The sequence below is a fragment of the Paraburkholderia sp. 22098 genome (genome assembly GCF_052045935.1).
Lineage (GTDB): Bacteria > Pseudomonadota > Gammaproteobacteria > Burkholderiales > Burkholderiaceae > Paraburkholderia > Paraburkholderia caledonica.
Genome location: NZ_JBQEPV010000010.1, coordinates 169,424 through 191,051 on the forward strand (window position 1 = coordinate 169,424; position 21,628 = coordinate 191,051).

Annotated in this window: 15 protein-coding genes; 5 read left to right on the plus strand and 10 right to left on the minus strand. The window is 62.5% G+C overall.

The features are described 5' to 3' along the window. Nucleotides 1-37: 37 nt before the first annotated feature. The 4 genes from ACTJLB_RS21910 to ACTJLB_RS21925 all read right to left on the minus strand — a co-directional run bounded on the left by ACTJLB_RS21910 (nt 38) and on the right by ACTJLB_RS21925 (nt 4,946). The gene (locus ACTJLB_RS21910) at nt 38-775 is read right to left on the minus strand and encodes an OmpW/AlkL family protein (RefSeq protein ID WP_088174632.1); all 738 of its coding nucleotides are present in this window, start codon (nt 773-775) and stop codon (nt 38-40) included. Nucleotides 776-967: 192 nt separating this feature from the next. Then, complete coding sequence (locus ACTJLB_RS21915) at nt 968-2,887, minus strand: acyl-CoA synthetase (protein WP_440784435.1); 1,920 nt, start codon at nt 2,885-2,887, stop codon at nt 968-970. Continuing rightward, nucleotides 2,884-3,840 carry a fumarylacetoacetate hydrolase family protein gene (locus ACTJLB_RS21920; RefSeq protein WP_440784436.1) on the minus strand — a complete coding sequence of 319 codons (957 nt, stop codon included), beginning with the start codon at nt 3,838-3,840 and terminating at the stop codon, nt 2,884-2,886. Before ACTJLB_RS21920 ends, ACTJLB_RS21915 begins: the two co-directional genes overlap by 4 nt. 35 nt (nt 3,841-3,875) lie before the next feature. After that, entirely contained in the window at nt 3,876-4,946 is a 1,071-nt protein-coding gene (locus tag ACTJLB_RS21925) for a VOC family protein (RefSeq protein WP_440784437.1), read from the minus strand. A gap of 438 nt (nt 4,947-5,384) precedes the next feature. Between ACTJLB_RS21925 and ACTJLB_RS21930 the strand changes: the two genes are divergently transcribed. Continuing rightward, complete coding sequence (locus tag ACTJLB_RS21930) at nt 5,385-6,137, plus strand: TetR/AcrR family transcriptional regulator (RefSeq protein ID WP_440784438.1); 753 nt, start codon at nt 5,385-5,387, stop codon at nt 6,135-6,137. Between the two features lie 225 nt (nt 6,138-6,362). Here ACTJLB_RS21930 and ACTJLB_RS21935 read toward each other — a convergent pair whose 3' ends face one another. Genes ACTJLB_RS21935 through ACTJLB_RS21945 form a run of 3 tightly spaced genes read right to left on the minus strand, consistent with a single transcriptional unit; the run spans nt 6,363 to nt 12,183 of the window. Next, a complete protein-coding gene (locus tag ACTJLB_RS21935) occupies nt 6,363-7,826 on the minus strand; it encodes an efflux transporter outer membrane subunit (RefSeq protein ID WP_440784439.1) in 1,464 nt (487 codons plus the stop codon). A gap of 2 nt (nt 7,827-7,828) precedes the next feature. Then, entirely contained in the window at nt 7,829-11,008 is a 3,180-nt protein-coding gene (locus ACTJLB_RS21940; protein ID WP_440784440.1) for an efflux RND transporter permease subunit, read from the minus strand. Continuing rightward, complete coding sequence (locus ACTJLB_RS21945; RefSeq protein WP_440784441.1) at nt 11,005-12,183, minus strand: efflux RND transporter periplasmic adaptor subunit; 1,179 nt, start codon at nt 12,181-12,183, stop codon at nt 11,005-11,007. The genes ACTJLB_RS21940 and ACTJLB_RS21945 overlap by 4 nt, the downstream gene beginning before the upstream one ends. 444 nt (nt 12,184-12,627) lie before the next feature. Here ACTJLB_RS21945 and ACTJLB_RS21950 point away from each other — a divergent pair, with 444 nt between their 5' ends. After that, the gene (locus ACTJLB_RS21950) at nt 12,628-13,383 is read left to right on the plus strand and encodes a TetR/AcrR family transcriptional regulator (protein WP_440784442.1); all 756 of its coding nucleotides are present in this window, start codon (nt 12,628-12,630) and stop codon (nt 13,381-13,383) included. 376 nt (nt 13,384-13,759) lie between these two features. Here ACTJLB_RS21950 and ACTJLB_RS21955 read toward each other — a convergent pair whose 3' ends face one another. From ACTJLB_RS21955 to ACTJLB_RS21965, 3 genes are read right to left on the minus strand one after another with little or no spacing between them, the layout of a single operon-like run. Next, nucleotides 13,760-15,169 carry an FAD-binding oxidoreductase gene (locus ACTJLB_RS21955; protein WP_440784443.1) on the minus strand — a complete coding sequence of 470 codons (1,410 nt, stop codon included), beginning with the start codon at nt 15,167-15,169 and terminating at the stop codon, nt 13,760-13,762. Between the two features lie 15 nt (nt 15,170-15,184). Continuing rightward, nucleotides 15,185-16,486, minus strand: coding sequence for an MFS transporter (locus ACTJLB_RS21960; protein ID WP_020065718.1), 1,302 nt, complete (start codon nt 16,484-16,486; stop codon nt 15,185-15,187). 47 nt (nt 16,487-16,533) lie between these two features. Next, entirely contained in the window at nt 16,534-17,964 is a 1,431-nt protein-coding gene (locus ACTJLB_RS21965; RefSeq protein WP_440784444.1) for a sulfatase-like hydrolase/transferase, read from the minus strand. Nucleotides 17,965-18,105: 141 nt separating this feature from the next. On the opposite strand from ACTJLB_RS21965, the gene ACTJLB_RS21970 reads away from it, so the two are divergent. The 3 genes from ACTJLB_RS21970 to ACTJLB_RS21980 all read left to right on the plus strand — a co-directional run bounded on the left by ACTJLB_RS21970 (nt 18,106) and on the right by ACTJLB_RS21980 (nt 21,604). Beyond that, nucleotides 18,106-19,056, plus strand: a complete 951-nt coding sequence (locus tag ACTJLB_RS21970) for a LysR family transcriptional regulator (protein ID WP_088174642.1) — start codon at nt 18,106-18,108, stop codon at nt 19,054-19,056. A gap of 256 nt (nt 19,057-19,312) precedes the next feature. Next, nucleotides 19,313-20,458 carry an acyl-CoA dehydrogenase family protein gene (locus ACTJLB_RS21975; RefSeq protein WP_440784445.1) on the plus strand — a complete coding sequence of 382 codons (1,146 nt, stop codon included), beginning with the start codon at nt 19,313-19,315 and terminating at the stop codon, nt 20,456-20,458. Nucleotides 20,459-20,500: 42 nt separating this feature from the next. Beyond that, entirely contained in the window at nt 20,501-21,604 is a 1,104-nt protein-coding gene (locus ACTJLB_RS21980) for a CaiB/BaiF CoA transferase family protein (protein WP_440784446.1), read from the plus strand. The last annotated feature ends 24 nt before the right edge of the window (nt 21,605-21,628 follow it).

Sequence of the window (21,628 nt, forward strand, 5' to 3'; positions counted from 1 at the left end):
TGAGCTTTGTGTTGGAAGCGCAGCGGGCGGACTTGCGCTAGAACGTGTACGCCACGTTCACGAAAACGCTGACGGGATCCAGCCTGAGCGTGGATTTCGACACGACCTGGGTTCCCGTGGCGGTCTGCCCGTGCAAGGTCAGGTTGGTCTTGACCGGCATGTAGTTGACGTTGCTTCCAACAGACCAGTGCTTTGTGAGCGCGTAACTTGCGCCTAGCTCGAATACCGGATTCCACGACGAACTAAGCGTCGCGTGCGCCGATCCGCCGGGTCCAAAGCTTCCTTCGACGAACGCTTTGTTAGTAGCCCGTACCTGTGTGAACCACGTATAGTTCACGCCGAGCCCTACGAATGGCCGGAACGCAGAGCCGGCCGAAAACAGGTGATAGCGAAGTTCGATCGCCGGCGGCATGGGCTTCGTCGTGCCGAGATTGCCGTACTTCGCGAACGTCCCCTCCCCAATCAGATCGACTTTCACTGGAAAACCCAGAAGCGCCGCAACGCCGATGTTGTCCGTCACGTAGTATTCGGTTGTGATCCCCACCGTATCCGACGTCGATGCATGCGCCCCTGTGCCCGTGAGCGTCTGATTCACCGGCTGCCCGCCGACGCTCTCGACCGTGAGCGGCGTTGCGTGGCCCTGTGGCGCCACATGCAACCATCCGAGCGACAGCGTCAAGCTGCCTGCGCTCTGCGCGTGGGCCGCATCAGTCAGCGCGATCCCGCAGACGCACGCCACCGCTCCGGCAATGCCGGTTCTCCTCTGCTTCATCATTGTTTTCTCCTGTCTCCAGTTGCCGCAACTGTTACGAATTGGGCTTGTCCATGCCATTAGTGAGGCATTCTTTTAACTTTTTAATAGTCGTACTAAATTAATTGAATCGTTGCACGTGCGATGAAAAGGCAATGCACGCAAACGTCTTTGCTTGCGGCGATGCCCTATCGTCGCGTCCCTGCTATGGCGGCTTCATTGCTCCTGCTGCTGGCGCACACAAGAAAACGAAATGGCGAACGGAAAGCGTGCGAGTGCCGAGGCGGCCAAAGCCTCCAGCGCGAGATCGGGAAGTTCAACGCGCAGCGCTAGACCCGTTGTTGCGTCTTCAACGACGCTAATGCTGGCGCCTTCGATGCCGACCGCCGCAAGAGCGCAATCAACTGCGTCTAACGTCTCGCGCCGTTTGAGCGAGGGCTTGAAAATCTTGCCGAGAGCCGTCAGCGGCATGGAGTCGACAATGCGGATCGCCTTCGGCAGCGCGGCGCGCTCCTGAATCTCGCCACGCAGGAAATCGAACAATTCCGCTTCTGTTGCGCTCATGCCCCGCTTCATTTCAACATAGGCGACGGGCAGCTCGCCTGCGTGTGTATCCGGGCGGCCCACTGCCGCGGCGAGACGTACCGCCGGATGACGATGCAGCGGTTCTTCGATTGCCGCGGGATCGATGTTGTGTCCACCCCGGATAATCAGCTCTTTTTTGCGGCCGGTGAGCCAGAAATAACCGTCGGCGTCACAACGGCCGAGGTCGCCCGTGTTAAGCCAACGGCCGCCGTCTCCCGTATCCATCCAGATGCCGCTGTTCTGCTCTGCTCTCGCATAGCCGACGAATACATTCGGGCCGGAGATCAGCAACTGTCCGACTTCATTTGCAGCGCAGTCCCGGACGTAGCTTCCGGCTTCGTCGACCACCACTGCTTTCATCGCCTGACCGGGCAGACGCAGACCGATCGAGCCGGCCCGGCGTTCGCCGAGCGGCGGGTTGACGCTGCTGACGCAACTGCCTTCCGTGAGACCGTAACCTTCGAGAATTCTTATTCCCGTGCGAGCCTGAAATGCGCGGAGCAACTCGACCGGCATGGGTGCGGCGCCGCATAGTGCGTATTCGAGTGAACCGATATCCCGGCCTTCGACTGGAACCTCCATCAATGAACCATAGAGGGTCGGCACGCCGCTGAAAAAGTTGATCCGGTAGTGCTCGACGATTTCCCAGAAACGCTTGACGACGCCCTCGCCCCGATAACCCTGTGCAGTACCGAGCACGACATGCGCGCCGCGCGAAAATGGCAGCAGACCCGTCACCGTCACGGCGTTGACGTGAAAGAGCGGTAGTCCGCAGAAAATCGTCTTCCCGGGTCCGACGCTTTCCCCAAGGAACCGGCCGGCGCTCCACGCATTGGCCACTTCGTTGCCGTGTCGGCGCATCGCGATCTTGGGCAAGCCGGTCGTGCCGCCCGTGCAGAAATAGGAGGACACGTCGTCCGCATTCATCTGCTGCGCGGTGCAAAGCGCCTCGCCCGACTCGCGCGCAACTGCCGTCGCGAAATCGTGGAACTCAATCTGCGAGGCCACGGCGCGACTCTCGCCGACAGGTTCGTGCTGCGGCGAGCACTCGCCGGCGAGATCGACGAGCACGACATGCCTGAGCGAAGGCACCTTATGCAGAATCGGCTTCACCTTCTGCCAGACGTCAGTGCCCGGGAACGGTGCCAGCGTGACAAGCACGGCAGCGCCCGACGCCTTCAGCAATTGACCGATCGCCTCGCCTTCGAGCATCGGGTTGATCGCACAGACGATCCCCACCGCCTCGCCGCCCCAGATCACACAATGCGTCTCGGGCAAATTGGGCAGCACATAGGCGACGACGGTGGCGCGCTGTACGCCGAGGCGCGACAGCATGTTCGCCGTGCGCGTGATATCGCGCAGCAGTTCGCTGTACGTCCAGTGCTTCGCGTTCGCGTAATCGTCGGCAGTTGCGAAATACGAAAGCGCCGGTGCGGATGGATCGATTGCGGCGCCCCGGCAGATCATCTCGTAGGTGTTTGACGGCAGGTCGGCCGGTTGTCCTTGCGCTTCGATAGCAAGAACATCCTGTAGGTTGGCGACGCCTTTCATGATGCCTCTGCGACAACCAGGTTACGCTGCACCCCGAGGTCGATCGAACCGTCGGGGCTGGCGATACGCGCTTCCACCACGTCTCCCATACTGAGATACTGCGGCCGCTCGGACTGCATCTTGAGGAACATGCGCCACTTTTCCGCTTCTGGAAGTTGCGCCGCGGCGCGCTGCTTCTCGGGCGATGGAACGATGAGCGCGCAGCCGGACGGCGTCCCGGTCGCGAGCAGGTCGCCTGCGTACAGGTCATGCACTCCGGAGAGTTCAGTCAAAGTCTCCGCCGGACCGTAGACGAGTCCCGCCGTCGAGTCGCTCTGGCGAACCGCGCCGTTCACAGTCAGCGTCAGCTTGAGCTCCTTCAGCTTGGGAATGTCCTGCTGTTGAAGCAGACAGAGGTATGGACCGACAGGGCCAAACGTGCGGTAGCTCTTGCCCTTGTAGAACTGCATTTGCGGAATCTGGATATCGCGCGCCGAATAGTCATTCACGATGACGATGCCCGCTACGAAGTCGTGGAGATTCTCGTCGGTAACCGTTTGGCGGGTCGTGACGTTGCGCTTGAGAACAAGGCCCAGTTCGATCTCGTAGTCGAGAAACTGCACCTCTTTGGGCTTTACCAACCGGGAATCGGCGGCAACCATACAGCTAGACGCCTTCGTGAAGATCATGTTGAACTTCTTCACATCGGGGTCCAAGCCGGACTCGATCATATGCTGACGGTAATTGGCGCCCTGGCAGATGAACTGCTGATCGGCCGTAACAGGCGAGAGCCACTGCACATCGGACTCCGAGATCTTCTGGCCGTCGAGGTACAGCAACTGCTCGACAGGATTGGCCTCGATGAACTCCGCGGTGGACTTGAACTCACCGGGGATGGGCGTAATAGCGCCATCGGCCACGACGCCCCAATGTGCGCGGCCCTCATGCAGGTAATGCAGAACGTGAACTGGCATAGGTCGATCTCCGGATTCAAATAAAAGGTGTGGTGTCACGCGAAAATTCTGGCCAGCGTCCTCAGCTTGCTCAGCGTGAGATCTGGGCAGCGTCGCAAATTCGAAATCAATGCGGCAATGCTCGCGGGAGTGAATCGGGGCCTCGTGAAACTGCGTGGCATCGTCGGACCCCACTGAGCCATCGCCTCGCGGCTCACGGCATGAATGCCCGTTGGCGCGGCGGACGTGAACAGATCGCCGTCGCAGTAGTGCTCATGCTTGTCGCCCCATGGGTCCTGCCAGTAGTCGAATATCTGGCTGCCCAGAATATGCCGGCCGATGCCCCACGCGTGCGTCCAGCCTTTATCGCGCAGAACGCGTTGGCCCATTCCGACCGCGTCGGCGTCCACGACTTCGTAGGCACTATGGCTGTAGGTCGCCACGAAGCCCTGTGCGAGTGCAAGCGTGTGATGATCGGCCGGCTCGTCACCGAGATCCAGCCGCAGGAATGCAACTGCGGGCGAACCGTCGGGAAGCACCTGCACGTCGCTCGGAATGAAGCCGAAGTGGCGCGTGTACCACGCACAGGTTTCCTGATAGTCGGCGAGTTCGAGCACGACATGCCCGAGCCGGATGACCTCCGGCGGCTGTTCGGGCGGCCGCTGTGTATCGTTGATGCGGACTGCCGCATCGACGGAATTGAAAGGCAACGGCTGCCGATGGGGCAAAGCCTCCGCTGGCGACTGGCCCCATATCGCATCGACTCGGAAACCCGACGGATCGGTTAGCTGAACGACGTAACCGCCGCCCACGAGCGCAGACGCTTGCACCTGGGACGCGCCCGGCAGGTTGGCCAATGCATCGAGTTCGGCCAGACTGCCGACCTGCAAACCGAAACCGGCAAAGCGAGCTTTCTGCGCCTTGCGCACGGCGTAGCAGAAATGCGAAGCGCCGGTACCGCGAAGAAGCAGGAGCGCTTCGTCCCGCGATACGCTTAGGAGCCCGAAGTCGTTGAGGAATCGTTCTGCCTGCTCGAGGTCTGGCCGCTCGAACATCAGATAACTCAATGCCGTTGCTTTCGCCGTCGGGTTGGCGTGACGAGCAGGCTGTGCGGTAGTGATTTTCATGGCGGGATGTGATCAGGCGATCGTAGTGACCGATGCGGCTTCGAAAGCCGGCGAACCGGCAGCGCTCGCATACGGTGGAAGATGTCGGCGCCCACCGAGGTTGCCGACGGAACCGTGAATCTGAGAGGTCCCTGGACAGCAGCGGGATAGACCTGTCACGCGACGGCTCACGGGTCGCCGGGCAATCGCTGTCTCCGCTGGCGGGCATTTCGCCGCCACGGCATGAACGACGCATGACGACGCCGCCATGCGCGGAAGAATGAAGTAGTGCCGGCCGGTCGGCGCGACACCCTTTCGGGTTGCTGTCTCCACAGTCACTCCATCTGTTTTCGTTAGACCGGCCGTTGCGCCGTTGATGACATTAAACTCATCGCTGATTGTTTTGTCAATGTAGACGTTCGAATCTATACTGTGGACATAACCAGATCAGGATTGAACATGACGAACACGACAAATCGTCGGACAGCCCAGCGTCCGGCGCGTAAGGCGCCCGTCTCGCCGGCTCCCGTCGTCGAAGAACGCGAGCCTCGCGGCGCGCGCCGCAAACGTGAGACACGCGCGCGGCTGCTGGACGCGGCGCTCAGGTTGATGGCCGAAAAAGGCATGGAGGGCGTGGCGATCAACGAGATCACCGAGGCGGCAGACGTCGGCTTCGGCTCGTTTTACAACCACTTCGAGTCGAAAGAGGCGATCTACGCGACGCTGATCGACAACGTGTTCGAGGAATTTGCGGACATGCTCGATCGTCTCGCGGGCGGCATTTCCGATCCGGCCGAAGTGGTCTCGGTCTCGGTTCGCCATACGGTGCTGCGCGCACGGCGCGACCCGGTTTGGGGACGTTTCCTGATTCGCGAAGGGTTCTCTGCTCGTGTCGTGAGCCGCGGGCTGGGCCAGCGACTGCTGCGCGACATTGGCAACGGCATCGCTGCGAAGCGTTTCATCGTCGCAGATCCGTTTGTCGCGTTTCTGGCAGTGGGAGGCACGGTCCTCTCAGTGATTGCAGCCGATCTGAACTTTGCCGCACCGGGCGCAACCGCACCGGCAGTGCTCGCAGAACTCGGCTTTAGCGGCGAGCATTTTCCCGAGCGCACGGCGGCCATGCTGCTGCAAACGCTGGGTCTGAAGCGCGCGGAGGCGGAAAAGATCGCGGCGCGTCCGCTGCCCGTCGTGGACGAGGCCGCAGAGGAGTAGTGAGAGGGATGACTGACGCGAGCGGTCCGGGTGCGTTTGCCATCGCGCCCAGCATGTCCGCCGGAATGTCACCCCCGGTGCCGCTCGCACCTCGCTCATAGAGCGTGATACGCAGCTCGCGGAGCTGCTTTAATTCTCGCCGCGCAGGACGGATTGGTCGGCGATCGTTGCAGCGCTATCGGACAAACGGGGACATGCCAGCGCCGCCTTCCCCGTTTTCACTCGTCATTGCCCCGACGCCGCCGTCTGCTGGTTCACTGGCAGCTCGCCCATCGCCTGGAAAAGCGCCGCCGTGTCGCTCATGCGCTGGCTCTCCGCCCGCACCGCGCCCATTTGCGCGTTCAGATAGCGCGCTTCGCTCGCGTACTGCGCCGTGGCAGGCAGCGAGCCCATCCGGTGGCGCGACGCGGTGTCGTCGAATGCCGCGCGCGCGGCCTGAGCGGCTACTTCGTTCGACGCCAGCGTCTGCGCATCGTTGTCGAGTGCGGCCAGCGAATTCGCCACGTCCTGGAACGCGGAAAGCACCGTCGCCTTGTAGTGCAGCACTGAGGCGTCGTAGGCATCGATCGACGCGCGGCGCTGTGCAACGAGCGCGCCGCCATGGAAGATCGGCTGCGACAGGCTGGCGCCGATAGCCCATAGGCCGCCTGCGCCCGAAAGCAGCGCCGGCCAGCTAAAGCCGCCGCGGCCCATCGAGGCGGTCAGCGACAGGCTCGGGAACATCTGCGCCGTTGCAGAGCCGACATCGGCGGCTGCAGCCTTGACGGCGGCGTCGGCGGCCTGAATGTCAGGACGCGCACGCAGCAGGTCCGAAGGGACAGCGACGGGCACATGCTCGGGCAGCGACAGCGTGTCGAGTGCCGGCACGCTCGGCGGGTTGTCGGGCGTACGGCCGAGCAGCACAGCGAGTGCATGAATCGCAGAGGCGCGCTGCTGACGCAGCGCCGGCAAAGTCGCCGCGACCGACGCGGCATCCTGTTTCGACCCAAGCGCCTGCACGCGCGAGACCGAGCCGAGCGCATAGCGCTGCTGATCGTCGCTTGCCGTGTCGTTGGATACGGCAACGATCCGTTCAGTGAGCGCGATCTGCCGGTCGAGCGCCGCGACATTGATCGAAGTACCCACGATGTTCGCGGCCAGCGCACGCCGCGACGCTTCCAGCTCATACGCCTGTACGTTCACGCGAGCCGCGCTTGCCGAGTTCATGTAACGCGTTTGGCCGAACAAATCGAACGTGTAGTGCGCCGCAAGCTGACCTGCAAAGAAGTTGTATTGCACCTGCTCGGGACCCAGTCCGGGCACGACCGGTGACCGGGCGCGCTGGACCTGTGCGACACCGTCGATCGACGGAAGCGTCGTCTCGCCGATCTGCGCCCGCAGTTGCTGTTGCGCCGACGCGAGCGTGCGCTGTGCCGACGCGAGCGTAGGACTGTTGCGCAAGCCCTCGTCGACGAGAGCGTCGAGCGCATCGGAGCGATAGAGGCGCCACCATTGCGGCGCCGAGGTCGCGCCTACCTCGAAAGTCTGTGTAACGCCGCCCGCCGCCACTGTCTTCGAAGGCTGCGCCTGCGCGCCGTAATGCTCGGGCGAAGGCATGGCCGGCGGCTCGCCGCCCGGTCCGAACGAACACGCGCTCACAGCGAGTGCCGCAGCCACCGCCAGCACGGATGTCCTGTAGTTGAAGCTCATGATCAAACCTCCGTATGCTCGACGACGACCGGTTGCGTGCCGCGCTCGTCATGGCGGACCTTGAAGCACGTCGCGTACAGCGCCGGCAGAAAGAACACGGTCAGCACCGTGGCGATCGTAATGCCGCCCATCAGCGCGGTTGCCATGGGTCCGAAGAAGCCCGAGCGAAGCAGCGGAATCAGCGCGAGCACGGCGGCGGCCGCCGTCAGCATGATCGGCCTGAAGCGCCGCACCGTTGCGCCGATGATGGCGTCGAAGCGTGCATGCCCCGCCGCGAAGTCCTGATCGATCTGATCGACCAGGATCACCGAGTTGCGCATGATGATGCCGAACATCGCGATCACGCCGAGCAGCGCGACGAATCCGAATGGCTTGCCGAACAGCAGCAGCGCCGTTACCACACCGATCAGACCCAGCGGCGCCGTCAGCACCACGATGAACGTGCGCGCAAAGTTCTTGAGCTGAATCATCAGCAGCGTGAGCACGGCAATGATCATCAGCGGCATTTCCGCATTGATCGACGTTTGCCCCTTCACGCTTTCTTCGACCGCACCGCCCACGTCGATCCGATAGCCGACAGGCAGCGTGGCGCGCACCGAGGTGAGTGCGTGGTCGATGTCGCGCGTGACGTCGATGCCCTGTGCGTCGCCGCGCACATCGGCCTGCACCGTAATGGTCGGCTGCCGGTCGCGTTCCCAGATCACGCCGTACTCGAGCGTATCGCGTACATGACCCAGCGAGCCGAGCGGCACTGGGCCATTCGGTGTCGGAATCGCGAGGCTCGTGAGCTTTGCCGGATCGACGCGCTCGCTCTTCGGCGCGCGCAGATCCACGTTGATCAGCTTGTCGCGCTCGCGATACTGCGTGACCGTATATCCCGATAGCGTCATGGCGAGAAAGCCCGATACGTCTTCCGAACTGACGCCCAACTGGCGCGCCCTGTTCTGGTCGATCTCGAACGAGATGGAGCGTTCGGCCGGTTCGTCCCAGTCGAACTGGACGTTGCGCGTGCGCGAGTCGCCACGGACCTTCTCCGCGACCGTCTCGGCGAGCGAGCGCACCGTCGCGATGTCGTCGCCGCTCACGCGGAACTTGATCGGGAAGCCCACGGGCGGCCCGTTCTCGAGTCGTGCAACACGGGTACGAACGCCGGAGAAGTCTTTCTCGAGTTTCGCGTCGAGCCAATGCATCAGCTCCTCACGGGTCTCGACGTCCCTGGCCGTAATCACGAATTGCGCGAAGTTCGGCTGCTGAAGCTGCTGGTCGAGCGGCAGATAGAAGCGCGGCGCGCCCGTGCCGACGAAGTCGACGAAATGCTGGATCTCCGCCTTGCCGTCGAGCACTTTCTCGAGGCGCTTCGCCTCACGCAGCGTTGCCTCGAACGAAGCGCCTTCGGGCAACCTCAGGTCCACGAGCAGTTCAGGCCGTTCGGAGTTCGGGAAAAACTGCTGCGGCACGCGCGTGAACGCGCCCATGGCTATCGCAAACAGCACGGCGGTCACCCCGAGCACAACCCAGCGCCGCTCGATGCACCACGTCACCCAGCCTGCCAGACGCTTGTAGAAGCCTGTGTTGTAGACATCGTGCTCGTGCTGGTGCCCATGACCGCTGCCGGCATGACCCTTGCGCTCCGGCAACATGTGAAAACCCAGCAGCGGCACCAGCACGACGGCCGCGAACCACGAAACGACGAGCGCGATTGCCGACACTTCGAAAATGGAGCGCGTGTACTCGCCCGTGCTCGATTTCGCGAGTGCGATCGGCAGGAAACCGCAGACGGTCACGAGCGTGCCGGTCAGCATCGGAAATGCGGTGCTGGTGTAGGCAAACGCCGCAGCGCGCGTGCGGCTCCAGCCCTGCTCCAGTTTCACCGCCATCATTTCGACCGCGATGATCGCGTCGTCGACGAGCAGGCCGAGCGCGAGCACGAGCGTGCCGAGCGACACCTTGTCGAGGCCGATACCGAACAGATGCATGCATAGCGCCGTCACCGCGAGCACGATCGGAATGGTGATCACGACCACCATGCCCGTTCGCAGGCCGAGCGAAACGAGACTCACGACGAGCACGATCGCCACAGCCTCGCCGACCGAGCGCACGAACTCGTCGACCGAGTGCTTGACCGCATGCGGCATGCTCGAAACGGGGGCGAGCTTCAGACCCGCGGGCAGCGTGGCCTGCAGTTCGGACGCCTTTGCGTCGAGCGCCTTGCCGAGGTCGATGACGTCGCCACCCTTTTGCATCGTCACGCCCATGCCGAGCACCGCCTGTCCGCCGACGCGCATCTGCGTCACGGGCGGATCGTCATAGCCGCGCCTGATCGTAGCGATGTCGCCGAGCCGGAACGTGCGCTTGTTGATCGTGATCAGCACGTCCGCCAACGCCTGCTCGTCCTTGATCGCGCCGCTTGGCCGCACGAACACGCGGTCGTCAGCCGTGGTGACCGTGCCGACGGGCGCGACGGTATTCTGCGCGTCGATGGCTTGAGCCAGCTGCTGCGGCGTGATCGAAAGCCGCGTGAGCTGCGCATTCGAGACCTCGACGAAAATGTGCTGGTCGGGATCGCCGAAGTAGTCGACCTTCGCCACGCCGGGCACGCGCAGCAGCACCGTGCGCAGCTTGTCGGCGTAGTCGTGCAGCTGCGCGGGCGTGAAGCCGTCGCCCTCGAGCGCGTAGATGTTGGTGTAGACGTCGCCGAACTCGTCGTTGAAGAATGGCCCGACCGTACCCTTCGGCAGCGTTGCCCGGATATCGCCCACCTTCTTGCGAACCTGGTACCAGGTCTCGGGCACTTCCTTGACGGGCGCCGAGTCCTTCATCGCGAAGAAAATCATCGACTCGCCGGGGCGCGAGTAGCTCTTGATGTTGTCCACATACGGCGCCGCCTGCAACTGGCGGCCGATGCGATCCGTGATCTGCTCCTGCACTTCGCGCGCGGTCGCGCCCGGCCAGTAGGTCTGAATGACCATCGTGCGAAACGTGAATGGCGGATCTTCCGATTGCGCGAGGCGTGTATAGCCGATCACGCCGAAGAGCGTCGCCAGTCCGATCAGGAAGATCACGAGCTGCTGGTGACGCAGTGCCCAGGAGGAGAGATTGAAACCGCCTGTGTCAGCGGTCTCTTTGTCGGAAGCATTCACGGGCGGCATGTCCGGCCCGTTCTCATGGTCGCGTGCGTTCATGACGGGAAGTCCTCCGGATGCAGCGGCGGTACGACTTGCACATGCTGCCCCGAACTCACGGCGTGCACGCCTTGCAGGATCACGCGGTCGCCGTCATGCAGGCCTGAACCGATCGACACCGTACGTTCTTCGTATCGCTGGACCGTGACCGGGCGCAACTCGAGCGTGTCGCTCCCGCTACGCACGACCCACACCGCGGGATTCTCGCCACGATGGAAAAGCGCAGTCACCGGCAGCGTGAAGGTCTGTCCGGCTGCGTTGCCCTGAACCGAATCGAACGCGACGTTGGCTGTCATGCCAAGGCGCACTTCCGGGCTCGCTGCCGCGAGCGTCAGCTTGACCCGCCAGGTGCGGCTTTCCTGATCGGCGGCGGCCGACACTTCGCGCACGCTCGCTTCAAACGACTTGCCCGGCAACGCGGGCAGCGTCACACGCGCCTTGCTGCCGGCCTTCAGCGAGTTGACCACGCGCTCCGGGGCATCGCAGACGATATCCACATCACCCGTCCAGTCGATGTGATACACGGCCTGCGTGGCCTGAACGTTCTGCCCGGTGTTGGCATCTTCGGAAGTCACCACGCCGTCGTGATCCGCGGCAAGCGTTGCATAGCGCAGGTGATCGGCGGCGAGCGCCATCTGCGCCAGCGAGGAATTGCGCTGCGCCAGCGCGGTCGCGTAGGCGTCCTGGGTCTGTTCGAGCTGTGCGGGCGCAATCAGGTTCGCGTGCGCCTGCGCCTCGTCGCGGTCGAGCTGCTGTTTGGCAAACACGAGGCGATGTTCTGCGGCGTCGAGCTGCGCTCGCGCGCTCACAAGGTTGTTCTGCAGATCGGTTGGGTCGAGCAGCGCCACCGTCTGTCCCGCCTTGACGGTATCGCCGATACGCACTCGCCGCTCAGTGATCTTGCCGCCGACGCGAAACGAAAGCGTCGTGGAATAGCGCGCCTCCACCTGCGCGGGCAGCGACTCGCCCGGGATGCGTCCGTCGGGGCGAACCACACGTGCAACGACCGGCTTGGCCTCGGGCGCCACGACCTCGCGTTGGTGACATGCGGAAAGAAGGATTGCGCTGCACGCCATGAGGATGACGGGCGCCCGATGCGTCGACCGGATGATGGAAGGTAACAACGAACGCGCCCGCTTCAGCGCGACAGGAACGGAATGTTTCACGATGTTCACAAGACAGGTGGTGAGTCCAGGTAGAAAAGTCGTCCGCGCTGATGAAAGGCCGCCGTGCCCGGAAGCACGCGTTGCCATTGGCGCGAAAACAGGAAAGCCCTCTGATGCGCTACTGATCCTCTCGAGCGCCGCGGCAAACGATGGCTCCGGTTTCTGGCCGCCTATCGAACCTGGCGCGCAACACATGTGTGTTGCAGATCAGCATTGACGGAGCCGCGCGATTGCGTAAGCGCACGCGTTGCTCTGCACGGCATCTGCGGATTCCGGCCTGGTGTCCGTCAACGCCTGAGACGCCGCCGCTGTATCCACCCTGCTCGTTCAGTCCTGCTAGCCCACGTTTCCGCATGTCAGCCGCACGGATGAGATTAGACCCATTACTGATGATGTTGTCAACTATGACGTTTAAATCTAAAATCGGAACAGACAATGACCGAGGAGGCAACAATGTCTGATGGCTCCAACCCGCGCGCGAGCCGCCGACACGCAGTCATGGCCCCGATTCCGGCGCGCGAGCCGCTCGCCGGAGATTCGCCGCGTCTTGCCCGGCGCAAGAGCGAAACCCGCGCCCGTCTGCTCGACGCCGCGTTCGGACTGATCGCGAAAAAAGGAATGGACGGTGTGACGATCAGCGAGATCACAGACGCAGCCGATGTGGGATTCGGCTCCTTCTACAACCACTTCGACTCGAAGGAAGGCATCTTCACCGCGCTGGTCGAATGGCTGTTCGAGGAATTCGCCAATACGCTGGATCGACTCGCAAGCGGCTTGTCGGACCCCGCGGAAGTGATCGCGGTGTCGATTCGTCATACGCTTTTGCGCGCTTGCCGTGAGCCGGTCTGGGGAGAACTGCTGATACGCGAAGGCCTGTCTATGCGCGCGCTCAGCCGAGGGCTCGGCCTGCGACTCCTGCGCGATACGGAGAGAGGCATTTCCGAGCAACGCTTCGTGGTGGCCGACGAGCTGATGTGCGTGATTTCCGTCATCGGCACGGTGCTCGCAGGGGGGGCCGTCGAACTCAATTCCGCCGCGTCGTCGAAACGTGTGGTTCGTATCCGCAAAACGCTTCGATCAAAACAGGAGAAGCTCGCAGAGAACACGGCGGCCATCGTCCTGCAGGCGTTCGGCCTGAAACGCGCGGAGGCGGAGAAGATCGCCCGGCGTCCGCTGCCGGCGCCGCTCCAAAGCCAGCAATGTGTTTGAGGAACCGCCAGGCCGTGTCTTACTCTCTTCTGATCAGGCAGCGTGCATCTGCGGCAACCAGCGACGCCCAGCTATTCGAACTGGACGCACTGAGCCGACGATGTCGACAGATTGATGGCAAACTCTCTGCAGCCCGATCTCGCGAGAACACATGCGCAGCTCGAGGTCCTGGGTGCGATGCCCGCCGAGGACACCGGTTCGGAAACCCCTGCGGTGGCGAGAACTGCTGTTCGCCATACTGAAAAGGCTACGCGCGGCCAACATTTCGCTGTCGAACCCAAGAACCGTGGTGGTTCAAGAAGCGAGAAGTGGCGAACTGATCGCGTGACAGCAATCCACTTAGAAAAGGCCCGTGGAATAGCCCTGTCTCATGGCTTTATGTGCACGCTGCACGTTGCTTGAAGACACGGCCCGCGTTGAGCATTCCCGTGGGGTCGAGCAGCGCCTTGAGTTTGTTCATCAGTTCGATTTCCGGTTCCGAGCGGCTGTAATGCAGGAACGGCTCTTTAATCACCCCGATGCCATGTTCGGCAGAAATACAGCCTTCGGCCTCGCTAACGGCGGCATAGATCAGCTCTTCGACTTCCAGCAGGTTTGAGGCGTCCGCATACGGGCCGGAAAGCAGATGCAGGTTTCCATCGCCGAGATGGCCAAAGAACAAATGCGTCTGCTGCGGGAAGCGTTCGCTCAAAGACGAGCGTGCATCGTCGACAAAGCGCTCCATCCTGTCCATCGGTATTCCGATGTCGAACGCCGCATGAGGTTTGAGCTTCGACAGCAATTCGCCGACCGTCTCGCGGTATGCCCACAACTGCTTCGCGTGATCGATGGTCTGCGCAATGATCACGTCCTGAACGACGCCTTCTTCGAGCATCCGTTCGAGCGACTGTTCAAGCGCGAGCCTGTCGTCATCGTAGGATTCGCCCAGCGTTTCAACCAGCACATACACGGGAAACCGCTCGTCGAACGGTGCCTTCAAATGAGCGATATTCATCGCCGCGCTCATGAAGTCCTGCCACATCAGTTCGAACGAAGAGAGACTTGCGAGCCGCGCGCGCAGGTACTTGAGCAGCCGCGTCGCGTCTTCGAACGACGCGACCGCACACAACGCCGTATTCGCCGCTGAAGGCTTCGGCTCCGGCTTGAGCACGAGGCGCGTGATCACGCCGAGCGAGCCTTCGGAACCGATAAAAAGCTGCTTCAGATCGATACCCGTCGTGTTCTTCGTCACCCGGTTCATCATCGACAGCACCGTGCCGTCGGGCAACGCAACTTCCAGTCCGAGAATCCGATCGCGCATCGTACCGAAGCGGATTACGCGATTGCCTCCCGCATTCGTCGCCGCGTTGCCGCCGATCTGACACGTGCCGCGGGCACCGAGATCGAGTGGAAAGAACCAGCCCTCCGCTTCGACGAACGTTTGCAACTGTTCGAGCGGCACACCGGCTTGCACCGTCAGCGTTCCGCCGATCCTGTCGAACGATTCGATCGCATTGACGCGCGCAAGCGACAACGCGACTTCACCCGCCTGCGGCGTCGCACCGCCCGCCAGTCCAGTCAGTCCGCCCTGTACGACGACCGGTTGTCGATGCTTCGCCAGCACGCGCAATGCGCTTGCAACATCGGCGGGCGTGCGTGGGAACAACGTCATTCGTGGCCGGACACGCGGCGCGTCGCTCCAGTCACCAGCGTGTGCATCGGCAACGGACGCATCGAGCGACACGCAATCCGCGCCCAGTGTTTCGACAAGTGAGAGCTGGAGTGCGTCCGGATGCTGTGCATGCATGTTCCGATCCCCCGCTCAGGTCGCCACGCGTTCGATCTGTCCGCCGAAGCGGCCGACGAAACTGCCTGCGATCAACGCGATCAGCGCGACGACCGTCAGGAAGATGCCAGGCGCGGTCAATGCGCCGGTGTGATGCAGCAGTTGCGTGACGACCAGCGGCGTAATGCCTGTGAAGAGCACGGTCGCGAGGTTGAGCGACAGCGCGATGCCGCTGAAACGCACGTTGGTCGGAAAAAGATCGGCCAGCAGATACGCGTACGCGCCGTTCACAAAACCGCCGACGATGCCGATGATCACGAACGCAAACAGCGGATCAATGCCATGCGCGGCCACGAGACGGTAAAACGGATAGCTGCCGAACAGCATCAAAAGCGAACCGATGCGATGCCAATGCCGCGAAGGCACCGAATCGCCGAGCCACGCGAATAACAGCAGCGACGCAGACATCGTCGCGATGCCGAGGTTCTGTCCGGCGCTGACTGCCGTAGGCGCGTAGTGCAGAACGGTCGTCAGGTACGACGGCAGCACGACGAAAAGAAGGCTGTTCGATGCATTCACAATCCCCGCCACGCCGACCCCGATCGCGACCTGCTTCGGGTAGTCGGTCAGCACCTTTCTGAACGGACGCTTAACCTTGTGACTCTTGAGCCGCTGATACTCGTTCGATTCTTCGAGCGAAGTGCGCAGCCAGTACGAGACCAGTCCGATCACGCCGCCGAAGATGAAAGCAATGCGCCAGCCGAACGCGAGCACGTCGGCGGCGTTGAGCAGCGAGTGCAGCGCGAGGCTGATCAGCGTCGCCGTCAGTACGCCGGAATTCAGGCAGAAGATCACGAGTCCGCTGACGAGACTCGCTCGCACCGGAATCTCTTCAACGACGTACGTGATCGAGCAAGGCAATTCGCCCGCGAGGAAAAAGCCTTGTGCGAGACGCAGCAGCACTAGCAGCACGGGCGCCAGCACGCCGATCGACGCATAGCCTGGAATCAGCCCGATGCCGATGGTCGCCGCCGACATCGCCAGCACGGACACCAGAAAAATCACGCGCCGCCCGAAGCGGTCGCCGAGACTGCTCAACACGATGCCGCCCAACGGACGCGACACGTAGCCGATCGCGAACACGCCGAACGTGCTGATCAGCGACGCCAGCGGATCCGTTGCGGGAAAAAACTGCCGCGCGATTTCACGCGCGAACACGCCGTAGATGATGAAGTCGTAAATCTCCAGCGAGCCGCCGAGGCTCGCGAGTATCACCGTCTTCCACTTCTGCCTGACCGCTGGCTGGCGTGCAACCGCCGCAATGTCTGCTGAGGCCATCGAGTTGTCTCCGTCATGGTTTTTTATCGGAATGTCTATGGCACGCGCTATTCGACCGGTACGGGTGTCGCCGCGGGCGTGCCTGTTCTCAACGCGGCGTCCCGGCCGCCGAATGCTTGCACCAGTCTGTCCTGATCGGCCTTGGCGGCAGCATCGGCGGCCTCGGGATCGACCAGCGTCCGAAGCTGCCGTTCGAAGCGCGCCAGCACGTCGGCGTATTCCGGCAACGGCGCAAGATCACGCAGCTCTTCCGGGTCATTTTCCAGATCGAACAGTTCCGGCCGCATGCCGACGTAATGGTGGTACTTGTAGCGGCTGTCCGCGACCATATAGGCGGCGCTCTCCGATCCCACGGCGTGATATTCGCTGAACGCGAGGCGCTCAGGCACGTCTTCCGTGCGGGCAAGTTTAACGAGCGACTCGCCCGGACCGTCGATCATTTCCGCATCGCAGCCCGTGCATTCGAGCAGCGTATTCTGGATATCGACCAGCGACACCGGCGTGCCGCTCACCTTCCCCGCCGGAATGTCCGGACCGGCGACGATCATCGGCACACCCGTCGACTCGCGGTACATCAGGCACTTGTTCCACATGCCGCGCTTGCCGAGGTTGTCGCCGTGATCGCTGCTGTAGATGATCGTCGTCGATTCGTCGAGCCCGTTCTCACGCAGCGCGGCGAGCACCTTGCCGACCTGCGCGTCGAGAAACGACACGAGCGCGTAATAGCACGCGACGGCGAGGCGCCGACGCTCGTCGCTGCCGATCGCGGCGTCGTGATCCATATGCCGCGCCTGACGTTCCACCCACGGATGCCGCACGTAACCCGTCGACGGATGCAGCGCCGGGAGATCGATCCCGTCTGGATCATAAAGATCGAAGAATTCCTGCGGCACGACGAGCGGAAAATGCGGCGCAACGAGGCCGACGAACAGCACCCAGGGTTTGTCGTCGCGGCTGTGCGCGCCGAGCCAGTCGCACGCCGTATCGGCCACGCGCATGTCGAAGCGGTTGTAGTCGGACATGCCCGGACCGATCTTGTCGTAGAGCGGAGAGCGGCCCATCGTCTCGGGCATCGGATTGCGCACCGAGCCCCACACCTGGCCGATGCCATCGAGAATGTGCACCGCGTGATGCTGCTTGCGAAAGCCAACGGGCGACGCCTCCGTCTTGTAGTGCAGCTTGCCGATCGACTCTGTCATCACGCCGCTCGCCGACAGATGCTGCGCCCAGCCAGGCGTGCTGCCGTCGTATGCGATTGCGTTGTCCCAGCAGCGGATGTCGTGAACATAGCGCCCCGTCGCGAGACTCGCGCGCGCCGGCACGCAGATCGGCGACGGCGTGTATGCGTTGCTGAAGCGCGTGCCGCGCTGCGCGAGCCTATCGAGCGCCGGCGTCTTGATGAGCGGGTGTCCGGCGCACCCCATCAGGTTGTGCTGATGTTCGTCGGACAGAATGAAAAGGACATTGGTGGGCTTCATGGCGCTGTCTCTGCGGCTTGTATTGGGTATTGCCGCGTCTCCTGCAGTTCATAGTGGTCCAACGCCGCATGACGCGCAATTGACATTTTGTGAAAGGCGAATAACTATTGGTTATTCGCTTTTCGCGCCCGGCCATTGCTTATGGATCCAATCGAACGCTTCTTTCAAGCTGGATTGAAGCTCAGTCACCTGCGTCTGCTCACAATGTTCGACAGCCTTGGGCAAATCCGGCTCGTCGCCGAAAAGCTCAACGTGACGCAGCCTGCCATATCGAAGCAGCTTGCCGAACTGGAAGCGGGCCTAGGCGTGCCCGTGCTGACGCGTGTGGGCAACCGGCTGTTCTTCACGCCGGTCGGCGAGGCGCTAATGAAGCGCGCTCGCGAGGTATTTCATCAGCTTGAACAGGCGCGCTTCGAGGTCGATGCGTTGACGAGCGGCATCTCGGGCAAGATTTCCGTCGGCGCGGTCGCGACCGTAATGCCTGTCTTCGCCCCCGAACTCGTGGTCGAACTGAAAAAACACGCGCCGCATGTGAACGTAAGCTTTTACGAGGCCACCAGCGACCGCCTGTTTCCGATGCTCGCCGCAGGCGCGCTCGATTTCGTCCTGAGTCGCACGGGGCCGCCGCGCGCCGACACGGCGGCATTCGCTTCGCATGCTGTGCTCAATGATCCGATCGTCGTGGTCTGCGGGCGCGAGCATCCGCTTGCCGGGCGCCGTACGATCGGTGCGTCCGATCTCGCCGGGCTGCCGTGGATCCTGCCGCCGCGCGAAGCGCCCACCTTTCTCTCGCTGCAAGCGTGGATGCACGAACACGAACTCGAGTTTCCCGATGGTTGCGTGCAATCCATTTCGTTGCAAGCGAACGAAGCAATGATCGCGTCGTATCCCTTTCTTGCGCTGATGCCGCTCGCAGTCGCGCGGCAAGGCGTGCATCGCGAGAAACTCGTGATTCTTCCGTTAGAAGGAACCCGCTTTCTGGAGACGGTGCAGCTGTTCTATAACCACTCGTCGGCGAATCCTGTCCTGCCCGTCGCGCTAACCTGTATTGAGTTAGCTGAAAAGCGGATTTCAAGTTTGCTGCTAGCGTAAGGTTCGTAGATCCAAGTAAATCGACCCATTGCGGTGTCGTCCTCGATCGACGATAGCGTAGTTCTGGAACGACCGCGCGTTTTCCGCCTTGCTCAGATCTGCAATCAACTTGCACAGATCCGCACTCGCTAAGGGACCGGTCACCCGCCTAAGATGCCTCTACACCGACAGCGAGGGATGAGCCAGCGTGGCTCGGCGCACACGGAAACACCTCACGTATTGGCATCCGTCGATGTCGCTTCAGCACGAGCACACCATGGCAGACCTGTCGACCGCCTTTCTCACTGAGCAGCAGATCATGATTCGCGACGCGGCACGTCGTTTGGCCGCCGGCGTGGTCGCACCTACGGCGGCAGAGCGTGATCGGACCTCAGCCTGGCCGCATGCAGAACTGAAAACGCTGGCCGATGGCGGCTTCCTCGGCATGTTGATTCCCGAAGAGTATGGCGGCGTCGGGGCTGGATTTGTCGAGTTCTGTCTCGCACAACACGAGTTCGCCGCTGTCGATGCGGGCTTGGCCACCATCCTGCACGTGCACAACATCACTGCAATGTGCATTGCCGCCAACGGCACCGAAGCACAGAAGCGTAACTACCTGCCGGCGATGGCGCGTGGCGAGGCGATTGGTGCGACGCTGATTTCCGAGCCGCAAGCCGGCTCAGATACCGCGGCCTTGCGTGCCACCGCACAGCGCGACGGTGATTGCTTCGTGCTCAACGGCACCAAGCAATTCGTCTCCAACGGGAGCGAAGCGGGCGTGGCCGTTGTTCTGGCCCAGACGGACAAGTCCAAAGGTAAGAAGGGCTGGAGCACCTTCGTTATCGACCCCAGGCAGGCGGGCTACCAGGTCAGCCGGATCGAAAGCAAGCTCGGCCAGCATACGGCACACACCGCACAGATCGTGTTCGACAATTACCGCGCTCCGGCGACGAGCCTGCTGGCTGAAGAAGGCTGCGGATATTCCACCATCCTCGGAAGCCTGTCGGATGGCCGCATCGGCATCGCCTTCATAGCGGCAGGCGCTGCACGGGCTGCCCTCGATGCTGCGCTTCAGTATGCGAACGAGCGCGAGGTTTCCGGAAGGACAATCATCGAACTGCAGGGTGTCGCATTCGATCTGGCCGACATGGCTGCGCAAGTCGACGTGGCCTTTCAGTATTGCCTGCACGCGGCACAGCTTTGCGAAGCCGGCATGGAATGCGGCAAGGAAGCCTCCATTGCGAAACTGTTCGCCAGCGAGATGGCGGAGAAGGTCTGCTCGCAGGCGCTGCAGATTCATGGCGGCTACGGCTACCTCACGGACTTCCCGGTTGAGCGGTATTTCCGCGACGTGCGCGTGACCAGTATCTACGAAGGCACGAGTCACATCCAGAAGCTGATCATCGCACGCTCGCTGGCTTGAGCACGGGCGGTTGTCCGCACAACAAGCTTTGACGGAGACGACATGACATTGCCGCTCGAGGGTATTCGCGTGCTTTCGCTCGCGCAACAGTATCCCGGCCCGTTTTCAACGCTGGTGATGGCAGATCTCGGAGCAGAGGTCATTCTGGTGGAACGCCCCCCCGCAGGCGACCCCGCTCGCATGCAGCCAGATTTCCATGCCGCGTTGAACCGCAACAAGCGCTCTGTTGCGTTGGACCTGAAGACGACGGCAGGCAGGGACGCGCTGCGCAGCTTGATCGCCACCGCCGACGTGCTCATGGAAGGTTTCCGCCCCGGCACGATGGATGGGTTGGGCTTCGGCTACAACGACGTAGCCGCGATCAACCCGCGCTGCGTGTATGTGTCGATCTCCGGTTTCGGTCAGCATGGCCCGTATCGCGACCGGCCGGCGCACGACCTGTCGTACCAGGCGATCTCGGGTTTGCTGTTCCGGCAGGCCGAGACCGGCAGGATCGAGCCACTGCCGGAGTTGGCGATCGGTGACCTGACTGCCGCCATGTTCGCGCTGACCGGATGTCTCTCAGCGTTGCTGGAGCGCACCAAGACGAACAAGGGCCGCCATGTGGACGTGTCGATGACCGACGGCCTCGTGTCCTGGATGGCGGCATCGCTCAGCCCACTGATGAACGGCGGCCCGCCTGGACTCGCGCAAATCAATGCGGAACCGGGCTACGGCATCTACCGCTGCGCGGATGGCCGGCTGCTGTCGCTCTCGATTGCTTACGAAGACTGGTTCTGGAAGCCGCTTTGCGGATTGCTGGAAATTCCCGATGTCGCCCATGCCACGCATGACGAGCGCGTCCAGCGTGAGGCCGAATTGCGGCAGCGGATTGGGCAAGCTATTTCACGTCTGCCGCGCGCTGAATGGGCGGCCTTGCTGGACGGCGCCGGTATTCCATGGGGGGACGTCAATACGCTCGACGAAGTGGTGGACGACCCGCATTTCCGCGCGCGCGGCATGTTCACGCAGGCCATGGATGCCGATGGCAGGCGGCGCTGGCACGTAGCGCAGCCGTTGATATTCGATGGTGTGCGTTCCGGGCCGGTGAGCGGCGTGCCCGTCGTCGGAGAAGACAACGTAGCGCTGTTGCAGCGTCAATCGTGATCCACACCAAACGCAATCACAGCG